General features: G+C 28.8%; 18 protein-coding genes. 13 read left to right on the top strand and 5 right to left on the bottom strand.

Features of this window, described 5'->3' with window-relative positions:
• Positions 1–265: 265 nt before the first annotated feature.
• Positions 266–520 (top strand): hypothetical protein, encoded by a 255-nt coding sequence (locus tag RSD37_RS04595; RefSeq protein ID WP_346945525.1) that lies wholly within the window; start codon positions 266–268, stop codon positions 518–520.
• A 119-nt stretch (positions 521–639) separates the two neighbouring features.
• Complete coding sequence (locus RSD37_RS04590; RefSeq protein WP_346945524.1) at positions 640–1026, top strand: hypothetical protein; 387 nt, start codon at positions 640–642, stop codon at positions 1024–1026.
• On the opposite strand, the gene RSD37_RS04585 is transcribed toward RSD37_RS04590, so the two are convergent.
• Both RSD37_RS04585 and RSD37_RS04580 read right to left on the bottom strand, forming a co-directional pair.
• Positions 1023–1505 carry a GNAT family N-acetyltransferase gene (locus RSD37_RS04585; RefSeq protein WP_346945523.1) on the bottom strand — a complete coding sequence of 161 codons (483 nt, stop codon included), beginning with the start codon at positions 1503–1505 and terminating at the stop codon, positions 1023–1025. The two genes, RSD37_RS04590 and RSD37_RS04585, sit on opposite strands and share 4 nt — an antisense overlap.
• Positions 1505–2122, bottom strand: coding sequence for a DUF6198 family protein (locus tag RSD37_RS04580; protein WP_346945522.1), 618 nt, complete (start codon positions 2120–2122; stop codon positions 1505–1507). Before RSD37_RS04580 ends, RSD37_RS04585 begins: the two co-directional genes overlap by 1 nt.
• Positions 2123–2243: 121 nt before the next feature.
• On the opposite strand from RSD37_RS04580, the gene RSD37_RS04575 reads away from it, so the two are divergent.
• The 5 genes from RSD37_RS04575 to RSD37_RS04555 all read left to right on the top strand — a co-directional run bounded on the left by RSD37_RS04575 (position 2244) and on the right by RSD37_RS04555 (position 7249).
• Entirely contained in the window at positions 2244–3131 is an 888-nt protein-coding gene (locus RSD37_RS04575) for a LysR family transcriptional regulator (RefSeq protein WP_346945521.1), read from the top strand.
• Between the two features lie 402 nt (positions 3132–3533).
• Complete coding sequence (locus RSD37_RS04570; RefSeq protein WP_346945520.1) at positions 3534–4091, top strand: histidine phosphatase family protein; 558 nt, start codon at positions 3534–3536, stop codon at positions 4089–4091.
• Positions 4092–4549: 458 nt separating this feature from the next.
• On the top strand, positions 4550–5380 hold the full coding sequence (gene dinD, locus RSD37_RS04565) for a DNA damage-inducible protein D (RefSeq protein WP_346945519.1): 831 nt from the start codon (positions 4550–4552) through the stop codon (positions 5378–5380).
• A 261-nt stretch (positions 5381–5641) separates the two neighbouring features.
• Positions 5642–6247, top strand: a complete 606-nt coding sequence (locus RSD37_RS04560) for a helix-turn-helix domain-containing protein (RefSeq protein WP_346945518.1) — start codon at positions 5642–5644, stop codon at positions 6245–6247.
• 600 nt (positions 6248–6847) lie between these two features.
• Positions 6848–7249, top strand: a complete 402-nt coding sequence (locus RSD37_RS04555; RefSeq protein ID WP_346945517.1) for a hypothetical protein — start codon at positions 6848–6850, stop codon at positions 7247–7249.
• 160 nt (positions 7250–7409) lie between these two features.
• Here the strand turns inward: RSD37_RS04555 and RSD37_RS04550 are convergent, their stop codons facing one another.
• Entirely contained in the window at positions 7410–8060 is a 651-nt protein-coding gene (locus RSD37_RS04550) for a GTP pyrophosphokinase family protein (protein ID WP_346945516.1), read from the bottom strand.
• A 213-nt stretch (positions 8061–8273) separates the two neighbouring features.
• Between RSD37_RS04550 and RSD37_RS04545 the strand changes: the two genes are divergently transcribed.
• The 4 genes from RSD37_RS04545 to RSD37_RS04530 all read left to right on the top strand — a co-directional run bounded on the left by RSD37_RS04545 (position 8274) and on the right by RSD37_RS04530 (position 10411).
• Positions 8274–8813, top strand: coding sequence for a GNAT family protein (locus RSD37_RS04545; RefSeq protein ID WP_346945515.1), 540 nt, complete (start codon positions 8274–8276; stop codon positions 8811–8813).
• A 230-nt stretch (positions 8814–9043) separates the two neighbouring features.
• Positions 9044–9343, top strand: coding sequence for a hypothetical protein (locus RSD37_RS04540; RefSeq protein ID WP_346945514.1), 300 nt, complete (start codon positions 9044–9046; stop codon positions 9341–9343).
• 183 nt (positions 9344–9526) lie between these two features.
• A complete protein-coding gene (locus RSD37_RS04535; protein WP_346945513.1) occupies positions 9527–10018 on the top strand; it encodes a DUF4829 domain-containing protein in 492 nt (163 codons plus the stop codon).
• Between the two features lie 114 nt (positions 10019–10132).
• A complete protein-coding gene (locus RSD37_RS04530) occupies positions 10133–10411 on the top strand; it encodes a hypothetical protein (RefSeq protein WP_346945512.1) in 279 nt (92 codons plus the stop codon).
• Between the two features lie 122 nt (positions 10412–10533).
• Here the strand turns inward: RSD37_RS04530 and RSD37_RS04525 are convergent, their stop codons facing one another.
• Both RSD37_RS04525 and RSD37_RS04520 read right to left on the bottom strand, forming a co-directional pair.
• On the bottom strand, positions 10534–11271 hold the full coding sequence (locus tag RSD37_RS04525) for an NAD-dependent protein deacylase (protein WP_346945511.1): 738 nt from the start codon (positions 11269–11271) through the stop codon (positions 10534–10536).
• Positions 11272–11333: 62 nt separating this feature from the next.
• Positions 11334–13346, bottom strand: coding sequence for a sigma 54-interacting transcriptional regulator (locus tag RSD37_RS04520; RefSeq protein ID WP_346945510.1), 2013 nt, complete (start codon positions 13344–13346; stop codon positions 11334–11336).
• A gap of 363 nt (positions 13347–13709) precedes the next feature.
• On the opposite strand from RSD37_RS04520, the gene RSD37_RS04515 reads away from it, so the two are divergent.
• Together RSD37_RS04515 and RSD37_RS04510 are read left to right on the top strand one after the other, a co-directional pair.
• The gene (locus tag RSD37_RS04515; protein WP_346945509.1) at positions 13710–15095 is read left to right on the top strand and encodes an APC family permease; all 1386 of its coding nucleotides are present in this window, start codon (positions 13710–13712) and stop codon (positions 15093–15095) included.
• A gap of 71 nt (positions 15096–15166) precedes the next feature.
• The gene (locus RSD37_RS04510; protein ID WP_346945508.1) at positions 15167–16807 is read left to right on the top strand and encodes an amidohydrolase; all 1641 of its coding nucleotides are present in this window, start codon (positions 15167–15169) and stop codon (positions 16805–16807) included.
• Positions 16808–16829 lie beyond the last annotated feature (22 nt).

Genomic DNA, 16829 nt, shown 5'->3' with positions numbered 1-16829 from the left:
ATTATAGCATATAATTTGTCTTCACTTTTTAAAAAAAATTATGGATATGTTATTAATATTTTAGTAGTTAAATAAATTGCAATGATTTTAAAGGTAACAACAAGTAAAAAGTGACTTAAATATTTAACTTCAATCCTTACATATTAAGTAGCACCTAAAGCGGATTTTTGAATAAAAAATTAAACATGTTAACAATATTGTAATAATTTTTATGTAAGGATAATAAAATATCATGAGGATTTAAATTAATAAGGGGGGAATTTCAATGGGAATAGCTTCATTAGTATTAGGAATTGTTAGTATCACATTTGCTATAATTTCTTGGGGATGTCTATGGTGGTTGTCCTTAATATTAGGAATTGTAGGGTTAGTATTAGGAATATTAGAAATGAAAAAGAAAAAATTAGCAGGAGAAGCATATGGTATGGCTAAAGCTGGATTCATATGTTCCATAGTTGGTATAGCTTTATCTATAGTACTAGTAATATTCGTTGTAGGACTGGCATCGTTATCTATGTAAAATTATAAAAGAATATTAAATAAGATGCTTATTAATGAGCATCTTATTTAATATATTGAGGAGGAATTAATATTAATAGTCAAAAAATAATAAAAGAGTACAGTATTTTTAATAGGGTAATGATTATATTAGTAATGGCTATGATATTTTTACCTTTTATAGCTAGATTAATTAATAAAGTATTTCCATTTACCTTTGGATGCCTTTCTTATAGATTCTTAGGAAATCCATGTCCACTCTGTGGATTTACTAGAGATATAAAAAATATAATTTCGGGAAATATATTTGCATATAAATATAACTTAATATCTACTCCAGCAGTGTTCTTAGGAATTATAGAGTTAATAGGAAGAATAAAACTATTGGGATCTAAAGAAAAGCTACTTAATGACAAGTACAGAAATAATGTAATAAAATTTGATATTATATATCATTTAGGAATTTATTTTTTATTCATATTATATGTGGCATTATTTTATATATTTGATTTAGCACGGGTAGGTTAATGAAGCTTTAATATGAATAACAATGAGTTTCTATCAGGAAAATCATATTTTATAGGTAATTGTTCCTTTGTAATTTCCTTAAATCCTATTTTTTTATAAAAACTATGGGACCTGTTAGCAACAGCAGGTGTATCTAAAATGATGGATTTTATTTTTTTCATCTTAGCATACTTTAATAATTCATCATATAATTTTATAGATACACCAAAGTCTTTACCTCTATATTCTTTGCAAACAAAAAATCTCTTTAGTATTCCAACCTGTTTTTCTCTCTTTTGCAATCCTAAAGTTCCAATAACTCTACCATTATCAATAGCAACCCAAAAGCTACCTCCGTCAGTAAAATATGATTTGACTATATCAATTAAATCTGGCTGGTCTTCAATGGATAATCCCACAGAATACTCAACATTTTGTATATGTAGTATCAAATCAATAACTTGATTTTTGTATTTATCATCATAACTAATTATTTTCATTACATACCCTCCTCATTCATTTCTTTAAATTTAATAACCCTACTAAGATTCTGGTTTGAAAAAGATATAACAGGTGCAATTAAAAATGTAGTAATAATTGTTCCTATACCTATTGGCCCCCTTAGTATAAGACCTATACAGAATCCTGTTATTTCTATTACGAATCTAGATTTATTAATACTCCAGTTAAACCGTTCTTTAATAGCTAACATAAGTCCATCAATTGGCATCCTCGGTAACTTAGGAATAATATATGTTCCTATTCCGATACCAACTAAAATAAAACCACTTATGAATAAAATAATTCTAGCAAAATATCCATATTCACGTATAAATAAATTATTAATAACTGGCATTATCAAATCTAGTGTAATTCCTCTAAGTATTACTGGAATTACAGCAATAAATTCAAGTTTTTTAATAATAATTGCTGATAACATAAGAAATATACTTTGGATTATTATTGACCAAGCACCCATAGTAAGAAATGTATAAGTTTCTAATACTACGAAAATAGAATCCCATGAACTAACTCCTAGGTTGCTTTTAATAGCTAAGCCAATACCTACACTTGAAATAAAAATTCCTAATATATAAATTAATAATCTCTTTTTCATGTTACCACCTCCTATTAATAATTATATAGATGGATAGTATATTTGTATAATTGAAGTTTGTAAATTGACAGTTCATTATTACTGATATATCATTATGTAAAATAAACTAAGAAGGTGAACTATGGATATAAGGCATTTTGTAACATTTAAGAATATAGTTGATACTGGCAGTTTTATAAATGCTGCTAATAAACTTGGATATACTCAATCAACAATAACATCTCATGTACAACAACTTGAAGATTCTTTAAATGTTAAATTATTTGAAAAAATAGGCAGGAAAATGGCATTAACTAATTTTGGTAAAGACCTACTCCCCCTTACTACTGAATTACTTAATGTTCTAGATAAAATTGAACAAATTGGCAAGGATTCAGACAATATTACAGGAGAACTAAAAATTGCAGCTCCAGAAACCTTAACAATTTACAAACTTGAGCCTATATTAAAAGAATTCCGAGAAAAAGCTCCTAATGTTAATTTATCTATTATAAACTCAAGTTGTAACGACATAAAAAATCGTACTATAAAAGGTGAAGTAGATATTGCACTTCTTTTTGAACCTTGTAATGAAAATGACAATCTTTATGCTAAGCCTTTAGTGGAAATACCTCTTGTATTTGTATGTAGTCCAAATGAAGATGTAAGTAATATAGATTTAAATATTCAGAATCAGACTCTACAAACAAGTATAATTGTAAATGAATCAGAATGTATTTATCGTAATTTATTCGAGGAATATCTTAAAAACAAAAACATAATTATTGATAATATTATTGAACTTTGGAGTGTAGAGTCTATTAAAAAATGTGTTCAAAGTGGAATAGGCATTGCTTTGCTTCCTGATATAGTGGTAGCTCAAGAGATTAAATTACATCAATTACAATTACTTAGTGCAAATTCTACCAATTTAATTATTACTGCATCTATTGCCTATCATAAAAACAAATGCATTAACCCTTCAATTAAGTTATTTATGAAAATAGTAGAAAAACATTTTAATTTATAATTAGCTAATAGTTATACTGTGAAAAATTATGATTAATAGGCAATCTTATTAAATTGATAATAACAAAAATGAGTAATATTTTAAGTGCTTAAGTCCCTAGAATATTGCTCATTTTTAAGTTGTGAATATTACTATGATAAATATTATAAAAACCTCATTTACTTATGATACGGTTCCTTGTGTAATATTCTAAATCATTTTTCTTTATAAGCCTTTTACAAAATAGGATGAACATATAATAAGTTACATTTTGAGAATAGAATAATCATTTGTTAGGCTATGGTTTAAACTAGTATTTATTTATATAGCTAGATTGTATATTTTATACATTAGAATTTTTTATTTTATTGGTATATAATAAGAAAAATAAGGAATTTTAAAGGACAATAAAGGAGTATCATAATGAAAAGTATTTATCTAGTTAGACATTGCAAGGCGTTTGGACAACCTGCTGAGGCGGAGTTGACAGAGGTTGGGATTCATCAAGCACAGAAATTAAAAGATTATTTATTGAAATATAACATTAATTATATAGTGTCTAGTCCCTATGTAAGAGCTATAAAAACTATAACACCCTTTGCAGAACATTTAAATTTGAAAATAAACATTGATGAGAGAGTAAGAGAGAAGCTGTTACTACCTTATGTAGTAAAGGATTATACTCCATATTTATTAGCAGCATATGAAGATATGGACATAACCTTTGATGGAGGAGAGTCTTCAAATCAGGCTACTGAAAGAGCTATTGAAACTTTAAGCGATATTTTAAAGTTAGAAGAAGAGAATGTAGCAGTAGTAACCCATGGTGAACTATTTTCCTTAATAATGAGGTACTTTGATAAGGTTTCTGGTTTTGATTTTTGGAAAAACTTAAGTAATCCTGATGTGTACTTATTAAGGTTTAATAATAGTGATATAAGTAGTTTAATAGATATCAAAAGAATATGGAAGGATATCTAGCTAGTTGAAATTTTATCAAGGTTTTGATGTTTAAAAAGGAATACATAAAATATAGATTTTAGCTGACGTTGTAAATTGACACGTCGGCTTTTTTATTTGAAAATAATATAAACATATGTTCGTATAAATTCCGTAAAAGTGTCAATAATTATAATATAGATTAATTGTTGCAATGATTATTATCTTTATAAAACATATTTATGTAAGGCTATATAAAGGATCAATGAATCCACACTTGGAAGGAGATACTATATGGATTATAATGAAATTGAAAATGCAGTATTAGAGATTCTAAATAAGGGATGAATCATAATGTAGATACCTTTAGGAAGAGAAAATGATTGATATGGACGATATAGCAAGAAATATAGTTAATATTGGGTCTGAACTAGATTATGTTTAAAAACAAATTACTAAATGTTTAGAAGCGCTTTGGATTAATCAATTAGGAGGTACTTATGTCAGATATAGAAAAGTATAATGAAAAAACATTTGAAAAAATTAAACATATAAATGATTACGGACAAGAATTTTGGTATGGGAGAGAGTTAGCAGAAGTAATAGAATATACAAAATGGGTAAATTTCAAGAAAGTAATTGATAAATCTAAGGATGCTTGTAAGAATAGTGATATGGACATTTCAGACCATTTTGCTGATGTCGGTAAAATGGTTGAACTAGGATCTGGTTCAGAAAGACAAATAGAGGATATAATGCTTTCAAGATATGCATGCTATCTTATAGTTCAAAATGCTGATTCAAGAAAAAAGGTTGTTGCATTAGGTCAAACATATTTTGCAGTACAAACTAGAAAACAAGAGTTGGCAGAGGATTTTGAAAAACTATCAGAAGAACGAAAAAGATTGGCAATAAGAAATGAATTGAAGGATCATAATAAAAGATTAGTTGATGCGGCTAAAGATGCAGGAGTAGAAACTAATTTAGAATATGCAATTTTTCAAAATTACGGATATATGGGGCTTTATGGCGGTTTAAAAGCTAAAGATATACACTCTAAAAAAGGGTTGAAGAAAAGTCAACAAATACTTGACCATATGGGAAGTACAGAACTTGCAGCAAACCTCTTTAGAGCAACTCAAACAGAAGAAAAGATTAGAAGAGATAATATTAAGGGAAAAGAAAATGCTAATAATACACATTATGAGGTTGGATCCAAAGTAAGAATGACCATAGAAGAACTCGGTGGAACCATGCCAGAGGAGTTACCAACACCAGAGAAGAGTGTGAAGGCTATAGAGAAAGAAGAAAAGAAGAAGCTAATAAGATAGAAACTTATAGCAATAAGAATAAATGTTTAATTAGAAAAAGGTTTCAGGTATTTTAAAAGTAATACATAAAATAAAGATTTTAGCTGACGTTGTGAATTGACACGTCGGCTTTTATTTTTGTAATTAAAAGAAATAAGTTTAGCTTTACTATTTATAAGAAAAAATAAAAAATAATTTTAATAAAAGGTGCAATAATTCTTAGAACTGCATACTTACTCATTGTAAAGGTGAATTACACCTGTTGAAGTGGGGGAATATAAAATGGGATACACAAGAATTAGTAATGATATTATAGAGATGAGCAATATTTCTAATGGGGCATTTAGATTAAATATAATACTTCAAAAGATGTGTTTTGGGGATAAGAATAAATGTTTTCCATCTCAGAGCTATCTTGCAAAAGCTTTAAATAAATCTGTGAGAACTGTACAAAGGTACATAGATGAGTTAATTAAGGCTAAAGTTATAGTAAAAAAGAGAAGAGGAAGTATTTCTAATATATATACTGTCATGGATAAAGTATGTACAAGCTGTCATGGGATTGTTGATAATTCTTATAAAAATTCAGAGGTTCATGAAGAAAAATCAGAAATTCATGAGAAAAATTCAGTGGAGAGCAAAAATGAAGAAGTAAGTGTTGAAGGTGATTTGGAGGCTATTATTAATAGAAGAAACTATGATGATGGTAAGAAAAGAAAAAATATGAGGACAGGGTTCTCTAGTAATTATAAAAATAACTACAATAAAGTTAAATATTCTAATGAAAAAAATAGTCAATTTAATGGTTATGAACAAAGAAGTTATGATATGGAAAGATTAGAAAATATGCTTCTTGGACATGAAGTCTATGACTCAAATGTGCTATAAACAGACCTCTTAGCTTCGGATGTAGTTTTGATTCCACCTGAAGAATTATTAACTGACTTCTAAGTGGAAAAGGAGAAGTCGTTATCTAGGGAGTAGGTACTGTTATCTCTGTCTGGGAGTGTTAAGGTAGATAGCCATGGGATAAATAGGAATAAAATTGAGCACTCTATTGAATTTTTCAATGGGGTTTTTCGTCATGTAAAAATATAATACTAACTTAAAGTACATAGTATTAGAGGGAAATAGCTATATCAATAAGTTTAAGGTTATGAATCATGTAGTGGTAAAAATTAGCATATGGTAGTGATAATTTTAAAAAAATACCTATTATGTCGTATTAGATGTGACAAATATTAAGCTTATTATAAGACAAGTATAAAGTATCTTATAGGACACAGATTGCCTACAAATAATAACAAGTTAATAATAAAAAATAATAAATACAATAGTAATAAGGTTGGATAGTAAGAAACTATATTTCAAGGGATAAAGAATAAACAAGATTGGTACTATGTCATTTTTTACTCAGTATAATAATAATATGATTTGGAAAACTTAAAGCTATGGTTAAAATACATTATTAATGAGGAGGTGTAGAATATGAAAACAATAGTACCTTATCATAATTATATAGTAGTTACTCCAAATGGAGATGTTATAGGATTCCAAGAAGAGGATGATGCACGCCGTTTTATAGCTGGATATTATGTAGGGAAAATAGAAGAACTTTCAGCGGATACAAGTATGCTTTATGTAGACTATAGCACAGATCCATTTCAAGCTTCTATCGATATTTGTACAGAATTAGGTGCTTATGCTGGAGATTGTGTTATATATGATTTAGAAAACTTTATGGAAAACATAAGAAAGTCTGGAATCTTTGAAGAGGAAAAAGAAGAACTTATATCTATGCTTTTGCAAAATAAAATAGATTTAAATATTAATGATTATCAAGTAGACAATATTTTAATGGATACGAGGGTATTACCTCGTAGTGATTGATAAAATTAAGTGAAACTTAGATTCAGAGGGTATTTGATTGAAGCAGGGAAATTAGAGCCGGTAGATATTGAATAAATACTTTAAAAGGGATGTATCAAAAATGATATATCCCTTTATCAATGAATTAATTACATATGTTTATGTTTTAGAATAATTAATATTAATTTGTTAATCGATTATGAGCTAAAAGCATTTGTTCATCAAGGTAAGTTGTGGTATGAGCACAGTTAAGAAGCATATTACTAATATCATTAGGCATTTCACCGTTATATTTATACCTTAGTTTATGTTCAAGACTTGCCCAAGTATCCATAGAAACAGTTCTAAGTTGAATTTCTACAGGAACATATTCAATTTTCTTTGAGAAAAATACAGGAATACTTACAACTAGGTGAAGACTACGATATCCATTGGATTTAGGACTTTTTATATAATCACGTTCTTTAAGAATGGTTAAATCATCTTGAGCCTTAATTGATGCAGCAATATCATAAACATCACTTAAAAATGAGCAAGTAACACGAATTCCAGCAATATCAGTCAATTTGTCAGCAGAATCTACAGATAACTCTAAACCCTTTCTTTGAAGCTTTTCTAAAATACTCATAGGACGTTTAATACGAGATTTCATATGTTCAATTGGATTATGAGAATGAATACTCTTAAATTCATCATTAAGTATTTCAAATTTTGTTTCAATTTCTCGAAGTGCACAACGATACTTTAAAGAAATTAATTTAAAAGATTCAACATGTCCTTCTAATTCAGAAACGTTTAGCTGTTCAAGATTATGTATAGAAAATTGTTTCATGGTCAGTTCTCCTTTATAAATGATTTATGTATCACTTTAGTATAACATATTCTAAAATGAATTTTAAAGAAGATTTATTGCCGCACTTAATACATTTAATAATTAAATTTTGTAAAATTAATAATAATTTTACTTTTAATGTTATATAATTGATATATGTTCTAACAAACAAATGTAAGATATTTAAAATCGTTATGAGGGGGAAATAAAATAATGAAAATAAGCTTTGAAGAATTTAAAGATGAAATTGATACTCTTGTAGAATTTTTAACATCAAATACTTGGGAATTTTATGGAACACCTAATCCAAAGCCAGAAAGAATTAGAGCCAGCTATGAAAACCAGTATTATACTGGGGATGACTGCAAAACATTTTGGGTTGTTTTAGACAAGGATACAAAAGTAGGAATGATAAGGATTCATGATTTACAAGATGATACCCCTATGTTTGATATAAGAATTTTAAGCAAATACAAAGGTATGGGAATTGGGACAATCACTATTAAGTGGTTGGTTGATTATACATTTAATAATTACGCTGATAAAGATAGGATAGAAGGTATTACAAGGCAGGATAATTATCCTATGAGATGTGTATTCTATAAGTGTGGTTTTGCTAAAGAAGCACACCATCGAAAAGCATGGGTAGGTCAAGATGGAAAACCATATGATACAATTGGCTATGGCATTACAAAAGAAGATTGGCAAAATGGAAAAACTACCCCAGTAAATTGGAATGACTTTAAGTATTAAGTATACCAATACACAAATTTCTTATATATTTAAATTAGAATCTATAAACTTTATAAAAATATCTTCCTCGTCTTTATTATTAAAAGCTTTAAGTGATAAATTATAGATAGTATTTGTTAATACAAGGGGCTGTATCATAGATTGATCAAAAATGATTATCGTAAGGAATACCATAGGTATGTAAAGTAATAAGAGGTGTGGTAGGACTATATTAAGGTATGGGAATTAATATGGAAAAATTAAAATTAGGATGTGTAGATATATTTATTCTATCCAATAGTAAAGAGGATATTGGTTTCGTTGAACTTTCTAAAGATATTGATACAGCAGTAATTGAAGAAATCTATATTAGAAAACAATATACTAATTATAATACATATAAAATTATGTTGGAGTTTGTAAATAAACATTACTGTGACACTAATATTGGAAGAGTGAAATTTATTGGAGTAAATGATAAAGATAATTTTATAAAAGAAGCATTTGAGCGAGTAAAAAGGCTGGAGGCATTAAAACTTTATAATCCATGAAAACAGAAATAATCCGCTACAAGCTTTGATATATACAGGATACCGTAATTAGCAACATCTTCGCCTATGTAGATAAAGCGAAGCAAACAATAAAATGTGATCTTTGAAATTGAATAGTACGACATTTGAAAATATGTTATAATATGTATAAAACAAATTGACAATTAATAGGGGGCGGTTATTGTGAATAAGAAAATTGGATTAACAATTTTATGTTTGCTAATTATTTTAACAGGATGTACATCCGAAAATTCAAAGTATAAAAAGATGGATGTGGCTTTATTAACCCCAAAGGAGGTTATAGAAGGATTTTTTGAATTTTATAATCAAAAGAATTTGGAAGGTATGAATACATTCACAGCTGAAAAATTTCATTCTTCAGAATCAGATTGGGGATTTGATAATTTAGAATATATTAAAGTTATCAATATAATTGAAGATACTAATCAAGAAAATAAAGAAATCTATCTACGCCAGATGAAAAAGGGTCAGATAATAGATATGGAAAAAGAAAAATCAGAATTAGAAAATGTAGCTATTTTTAACGTGGAATATGAAGTTAAATATAAGAAAGAGGGAGTTGGTCCACGTGATAGTGGGTGGGTTGGATATAATTATACTTTAGTCAGAAAAGACAAAAATTCACCTTGGCTAATAAGTTCTTGGGGATATTAGTATGATCAAGCAACATTAAAACGGTATGTAATTGCGAACCGATAGTTCATGATCTTCCTATAGTATGAATCTAAGTCAAAGATATGTTGAAAAATTATTAAGGGAGATGGAGTTATGAAATTTAAAATTACATATGCAATAGCTGTAATGCAACTTATATGCTTTTATATGTTTTTCGGAAATGGTTGTGGGAAACTTAATATGATTTCAGATGACCTGGGATATATTGTTTGGGGAATATTTGCTGTTGTAAGTTTAGTATTATCTATCTCTTACTTTTATAAAACTCGTAAGGCGACTTCTATTCATTTATCGATTATAAGTTGTTTAGAAATAGTTTTTGTGATTTTTATTTGGATTTTACCATCAATAGTAGGGATTCCATTTGATTAAAGCAAGATTTAGATTATTATCAAACAATAGACCCTTATAAATTTCATGAATATGACAAGCGTTGATCACAAAGTAATTATAAAAGGTGGTAGCTATTGAATTTTAGCTACCACCTTTTGAATTTAGAGCTTATTAACAGCTTCGTTTAAAACTTTCCCTATAGAATCATGAATAACTAAATCAGCCTTAGAATCAGCAGAAGTAGTACTCTTATTTATAAGCACAAGATTCTTACCTTCAAAGTAATTAATAAGTCCAGCAGCAGGATAAACTACAAGAGAAGTTCCTCCTATAATTAGTGTATCTGCTTTAGAAATAGCATTTACTGCACCTTTAATAGTATCTTCATCTAAACCTTCTTCATAAAGAACCACATCAGGTTTAACTCTTCCACCACATCTTGTGCAAGTGGGCACGCCAGTGGATTCCAAGATGAAATTAGCATCATAAAAAGCATTGCACTTAATGCAGTAGTTTCTATGAACTGATCCATGAAGCTCAAATACATTTTTAGAGCCAGCACCTTGATGAAGGCCATCTATGTTTTGAGTAACTATTCCTTTAAGTTTTCCCATTTCTTCAAGTTTAGCCAAAGCTATATGCCCAGCATTTGGTTTAGATTCTGGATATATAAGTTTTGATTTATAAAAGTTAAAGAAAAGCTCTGGATATTTCATATAAAAGGAATGGGAAACTAATTGTTCAGGGGTAAAGGTAATATTAAGTTTTTCATTAAACAAACCATTAGCACTTCTAAAATCAGGAATACCTGATTCGGTGGACATGCCAGCACCACCGAAGAATACTATATTATTACTATTATTTATTATTTCTCTCAGTTTTAAAATCTCATTATTCATAAAGTAACCCTTCTAATATTTATTTTTATCTTTATTATTACATAAACAAGTAGGAAAATAAACTAATTATAAGTTAAATATATCTGAGAACATTTATTTAAATAATCGATGCCTTGTTGTGTTATTCTATTTCCTGATCTGCCCTTTCGTATTTCGATGTAACCTTTTTTACTTAAGGATTCCAATAGTGTTCTAACTTTTGAATCGCTTAATTTTATATCTTTTTCTTTTAAAAGGTATGTTAATTGAGTTCTTCCTATGCCATGAAAATCATCAGTATTATTGTTTATAATTTCTAAAACTACAAGTGTATTATCCTTTAATATGTTTTTATCAGATGCATTATTTAGCTTATTTATTATATAACTTGGGAATTCATCTAGTGTTTTATAATAATTTGTTACGCTTTCTAATTCTCTTATATTTCCTGGCCAATTATAATCTAAGATAGCCTTTTTTTCTTCAGGGGTTATATTAGAATAAGTTCTTTCTAAAAAGCTTTCTAAAAGTAATAATATATCTTCCTTTCGCTCTCTAAGGGCAGGTATGCTAATGGGAATTACATTAAGTCTGTAAAATAGATCACTTCTAAATTTATTTTTTTGCACTTCTATTTCTAGGTTTTTATTTGTAGCTACAATAATTCTAACATCAATGTTTATTAATCTGTCACTGCCTATTCGCATTATTTGTTTTTCTTGAATTACCCTTAATAGTTGACTTTGAAGGTTAGGAGAAATATCTCCTATTTCATCTAAGAATAATGTTCCTGTGTTAGCTTGTTCAAATAATCCTATCTTTCCGTTTTTGCTTGCTCCTGTAAATGCTCCTCCTTCATATCCAAATAACTGGCTTTCTAATAATGATTCAGGAAGTGCAGCACAGTTAACTGCTACAAAGGGCATGTGTTTTCTATATGAAAAGTTATGAATTGATTGTGCTAACAGTTCTTTGCCTGTACCACTTTCCCCTTGAATTAGTATTGTATAATCTGTAAGGGCTGCCTTTTTTGAAAGCTTTATGCATTGAATCATTAAATTTGATTTATGTATTATATCTTTAAAGTTATACTTTGCAAAAAGTCCTTTCTTAACAAGGTGATTTTTTAAATTATTTTCTAAATCCCTTATATCTTTTTCATCTCTTAAAATTATACTATATCCTACAGTTTGATCCATAAGCATAACAGCTGTTTTTTCAACGGTATAATTGGCGTCGTTTATTCTAATGAATTTGCTTTTTAAATCCTTATCTATTATATTACTTAAGGTTTCAGCATCTATAAATGTATCTATATTTTTTTCGCAGGTATCTTCATCAATATTAAAAATTTTATTTAATCTTTTATTTGAGTATACTAAGTTATAATTATTATCTGTTAACATTATACCTTCATAGGAATCGAAAATAATTCTGTTTAACATCTCGCTTTTTAGATAACTATTTAAGTAGTTACTTTTAAAGGTTGCATTAGGCTCCACTATATCATTCATATGTTTAATGATATTTCTATTTATTAATCTATGACTTAATTGCTGTTTTTGCATTATTTTAATAATAGTATCATATCCAATTTCTCTTTGCCCAACATTTATAACATTTTTAATAAACTTTGGTACCAGATCCACTTCATCAGGGGTTATGGCTATTTCAATGGCATTATAGTAATTATTCACATCTAACTTTTTTTCATAGGGAATAAAATTAATATGACTTATACCAAGTTCATAAAAGGTATTTGTTGTTTGTGTAGTACTTTCATAAGAGTCATTTACTACTAAAACATCTGTATTTTTAGGGATATTTTTAATCCTAGAAATAAACTTTTTATTAATCCCCCTAGTCATAACTACAACATTATTAAAATTTGTTATATGCTTTTTTAAGGGGTATATCATATGCTCATATAAAATTAGATATATATCACCTTCAATAAGTTCATGTTCATTTAGTTCACTTAAAAACACATTGTTAATTTGAACATAATTTTCAAAGATAGATTCTAAACGTTTTTTTAGAAGTTCAATTACTTGCCAATTATCTCTATTATTATAAATCATCAATATTGTATTCATTAATAATGATTCCTCCCCGTATATAAAGGTTGTTATAGTATATAATACCATATTTTCCATGAAATAATAGGATTATTTTATATTTTATCCTATTATTTTCTATTGTTTTCTATGGTATATATTCTGAAAAGTTATAATTGTTAGTATTTATAATGAATTTTAACTATATTTACCTTGGCATAGGAATTGCTATATATAAGAGTGAAAATAAAAATACTCATTAGTTTAGGGGGTTTTACATTAGGACAGGGGGATTTGTTTGTATCAAGACTAAGGCATCTGAAAATAGTCTAGGAGATTGACTTATTTATTTTTTGAAGATGCCTAAATCAAATATTAAAATTAGGGGAGGACAGATGAAAAATGAGTAAAATTGAGATTAATCCAGAATTTAAGCCAGCTAAATCCGAATTTAAACAAGAAATTGGAGTATTCGGTGGTGTAAGTATTATCGGTGGTATCATGGTAGGTTCAGGTATTTTTTATTTAGGTTCATATGTTTTAATGCGTACAGGGATGAGTATGGGACTATCCTTATTATGTTGGGTTATTGGTGGTATAGTATCCTTACTTGGTGGACTATGTTTTGCAGAACTTGGTGCTTCTCGCCCAGTTGCTGGGGGTATAGTAGTTTATTTAAATGAAGCTTATCACCCAATGGTAGGATTCTTAAGTGGTTTTTGTAGTTGGCTTCTTAGTGGTGCGGGATCAATCGCAGCTGTTGCCATTGCACTTCCAACAGCATTGAAAGCCTTTTATGATTTAAGTGATTTTACAATTAAATTAATTGCTATTGCATTAATTATCGGACTTACTATTTATAATTATTTTGGTGTTAAAAATTCATCTATATTACAAAACGTTTCAATGATTGCTAAATTAATTCCTATAGGATTAATTATGTTTGGTGCATTGATTATGGGAAAACAAACACCTAATTTAAGCCTTACACCAGTTACCGGTGGACCTGTAACCTTTACCAGTATCATAGGAATGATTGCCTTTGCTACCGTAGCGACCTTGTGGGCCTATGAAGGGTGGACAAACTTAAATACCGTAGCTGAAGAAATAAAAAATCCTAAGAAAAACTTACCTCTTGCTATAATTATTGCAATTGGTAGTATCTTAGCTTTATATACTGTATTTAACTATTCAATTTATAAAGTTCTTCCTTATGAAGACATAGTTACAATGATAAATGACAAAAACTATTATCTTGGTACTGAAGTCGCTAAGCGTCTTTTTGGAAATGTTGGTGGTACCATCGTTCTTACTGGTATGCTAATTTCTATATTTGGTTGCTTAAATGGTATGATACTTACTTTCCCAAGAACTTACTATGCAATGTCTGTAGAAGGTCACTTCTTTAAAGCTATAGGAAAGTTACATCCAAAATATAAAATTCCACACGTAGCACTTATAATACAATGTATTATAGCTAGTTGCCTTGTGTTATCTAGAAACCTAGATCAATTAACATCTATGGTGGTCTTTGTATCAATGTTCTTTAACGTTTTAGTTGTTGTAGCTGTTTTAATTTATCGTAAAAGGTACCCTAAACTAGAAAAACCTTATAAGGTTTGGGGATATCCAATTACAGTAATATTAACTATATTAATATTTGTAGGTTTAATGATAAATACATTTATTGAAGATCCAGTTACAGCATTGATAGGTTTCGTGGTTCCTGCTATAGGATGTTTTGTTTATCTGTACTTTGATAAAAAGCATAAAAAAGAAGCTCAATAATATAAAATAGGATAAGAAAGGAGAATATACTAGATATATAGTTTCATTATATATCTAGTATACAAAAAAATATGATAACTTTATATAAAAATGGTAATATCCATACTATGGACAATGTTAATCCCGGTGCTGATACTATTATAGTAAATGAAAATAAATTTGCATATGTAGGAACTCAGGCTGGTGCTGAAAAGTACATGGAATCAAAGGGGAAGGCTGATAAAGTAGTTGACCTAGCTGGACGTTTAGTTATACCAGGATTAAATGATTCTCATATGCACTTTGTACATTTTGCTAAAAGTTTAAAAAGTGTAAACCTTTCTGGAACTAAAAGCATTGGAGAAATCAAAGAGCGTGTCCTTGAAAGAATTAATAGTAGGGATCAGGGTGATAAAACATGGATAGAAGGTGAAGGCTGGAATCATGATTATTTTCTAGATGAAAAGAGATTTCCTACTAAATTTGACCTAGATGAAGTGTCCACAGAAATTCCTATTTTAGTAGTACGTGCATGTTGCCATGTAGGTTCATTAAATACTGCTGGTATGAATGCCTTTGGAATAAACAAGGAAACAGCCCCTTCTTATGGTAACTTAATTGGGTTACTTCCTAGTGGAGAACCTGATGGAACTATAAAAGAAAGCTTGCTAGATACTGTAAAATCTAAAATTTCAACTTTAAATCTAGAAAGTTTAAAAGATATTATTGATGTAGCACAGCATAAGGCTCTTGCTCAAGGATTAACGTCCGTACAAAGTGATGATGTAGGCTATACACCAAACTATGATTATGATTTATTATTCCAAGCCTTCCGTGAATTAGACGAGGCAGGAAAACTTCATATTCGTATAGGAGAACAATGCTCGCTATTTAAAAAACCTACTATGGAAGGGTTCTTTAACGAGGGATATAAATATGGCTTTGGTACAGATAAATATAGGGTTAATTGCCTTAAATTATTTACCGATGGTTCTTTAGGAGCACGTTCTGCTTTATTAAGAAACCCTTATGCAGATGATAGCAGTACAAAGGGTATACAAATGTTTTCTCAAGAAGAACTAGATGAAGTAGTAATGTTTTCTCATAGCAATAACTGCCCTGTGGCAATCCATGCAATTGGTGATGGTGCAATAGTTATGTGTCTTGATTCAATTGAAAAGGCTCAAAAGGCTTACCCTGAAATTCATTTGCGTCACGGTATTGTTCATTGCCAAATTACTGATTCTCATATGATAGATCGTTTTAAAGAGCTTGATATATTAGCCTTCGTTCAACCAATATTTATTGATTATGATATAAATATTATAGAGGACAGAGTAGGGGCTGAGCTTGCAAAAACATCCTATGCATGGAAAACTATGATTGATAAAGGTATTCATCTATCCCTTGGAACTGATTGTCCAGTTGAAACCTTTAATACAATGCCAAATATTTATTCAGCTGTTGCAAGAAAAAATATCACTGGAGAAAATAAAAGAGTATATCTTCCTAATGAAAGATTGAGCATGAATGAAGCCATTCATGCATACACTTACGAAGGAGCTTATGCTGCTGGAGAAGAAAATGTAAAAGGTACAATTTCAAAAGGAAAATTAGCAGACTTTATTGTCCTTGATAAAGACTTATTTAACTTGCAATGTGACGAAGAAATTCTTGATACTCACGTAGTTGAAACTTATGTAGATGGACAACTAGTTTATACCTCAAATTAATTTCTTTAAATATTGTAGATTT

Source organism: Clostridium sp. (genome assembly GCF_036646415.1).
Taxonomy (GTDB): Bacteria; Bacillota; Clostridia; order Clostridiales; family Clostridiaceae; genus Clostridium_J.
The sequence above is the reverse complement of the archived record's forward strand: the minus strand, read 5'-3'. Positions and strand labels throughout refer to the sequence as shown.

What these genes read in the sequence shown, in the direction of transcription:
- RSD37_RS04555 (WP_346945517.1), top strand. Translation starts at nt 6,848, where the DNA reads ATGAAAACAATAGTACCTTATCATAATTATATAGTAGTTACTCCAAAT.
- RSD37_RS04570 (WP_346945520.1), top strand. Translation starts at nt 3,534, where the DNA reads ATGAAAAGTATTTATCTAGTTAGACATTGCAAGGCGTTTGGACAACCT.
- RSD37_RS04525 (WP_346945511.1), bottom strand. Translation starts at nt 11,271, where the DNA reads ATGAATAATGAGATTTTAAAACTGAGAGAAATAATAAATAATAGTAAT.
- RSD37_RS04530 (WP_346945512.1), top strand. Translation starts at nt 10,133, where the DNA reads ATGAAATTTAAAATTACATATGCAATAGCTGTAATGCAACTTATATGC.
- RSD37_RS04590 (WP_346945524.1), top strand. Translation starts at nt 640, where the DNA reads ATGATTATATTAGTAATGGCTATGATATTTTTACCTTTTATAGCTAGA.
- RSD37_RS04540 (WP_346945514.1), top strand. Translation starts at nt 9,044, where the DNA reads ATGGAAAAATTAAAATTAGGATGTGTAGATATATTTATTCTATCCAAT.
- RSD37_RS04580 (WP_346945522.1), bottom strand. Translation starts at nt 2,122, where the DNA reads ATGAAAAAGAGATTATTAATTTATATATTAGGAATTTTTATTTCAAGT.
- RSD37_RS04545 (WP_346945515.1), top strand. Translation starts at nt 8,274, where the DNA reads ATGAAAATAAGCTTTGAAGAATTTAAAGATGAAATTGATACTCTTGTA.
- RSD37_RS04520 (WP_346945510.1), bottom strand. Translation starts at nt 13,346, where the DNA reads ATGAATACAATATTGATGATTTATAATAATAGAGATAATTGGCAAGTA.
- RSD37_RS04510 (WP_346945508.1), top strand. Translation starts at nt 15,167, where the DNA reads ATGATAACTTTATATAAAAATGGTAATATCCATACTATGGACAATGTT.
- RSD37_RS04595 (WP_346945525.1), top strand. Translation starts at nt 266, where the DNA reads ATGGGAATAGCTTCATTAGTATTAGGAATTGTTAGTATCACATTTGCT.
- RSD37_RS04575 (WP_346945521.1), top strand. Translation starts at nt 2,244, where the DNA reads ATGGATATAAGGCATTTTGTAACATTTAAGAATATAGTTGATACTGGC.
- RSD37_RS04560 (WP_346945518.1), top strand. Translation starts at nt 5,642, where the DNA reads ATGGGATACACAAGAATTAGTAATGATATTATAGAGATGAGCAATATT.
- RSD37_RS04585 (WP_346945523.1), bottom strand. Translation starts at nt 1,505, where the DNA reads ATGAAAATAATTAGTTATGATGATAAATACAAAAATCAAGTTATTGAT.
- RSD37_RS04515 (WP_346945509.1), top strand. Translation starts at nt 13,710, where the DNA reads ATGAGTAAAATTGAGATTAATCCAGAATTTAAGCCAGCTAAATCCGAA.
- dinD (WP_346945519.1), top strand. Translation starts at nt 4,550, where the DNA reads ATGTCAGATATAGAAAAGTATAATGAAAAAACATTTGAAAAAATTAAA.
- RSD37_RS04550 (WP_346945516.1), bottom strand. Translation starts at nt 8,060, where the DNA reads ATGAAACAATTTTCTATACATAATCTTGAACAGCTAAACGTTTCTGAA.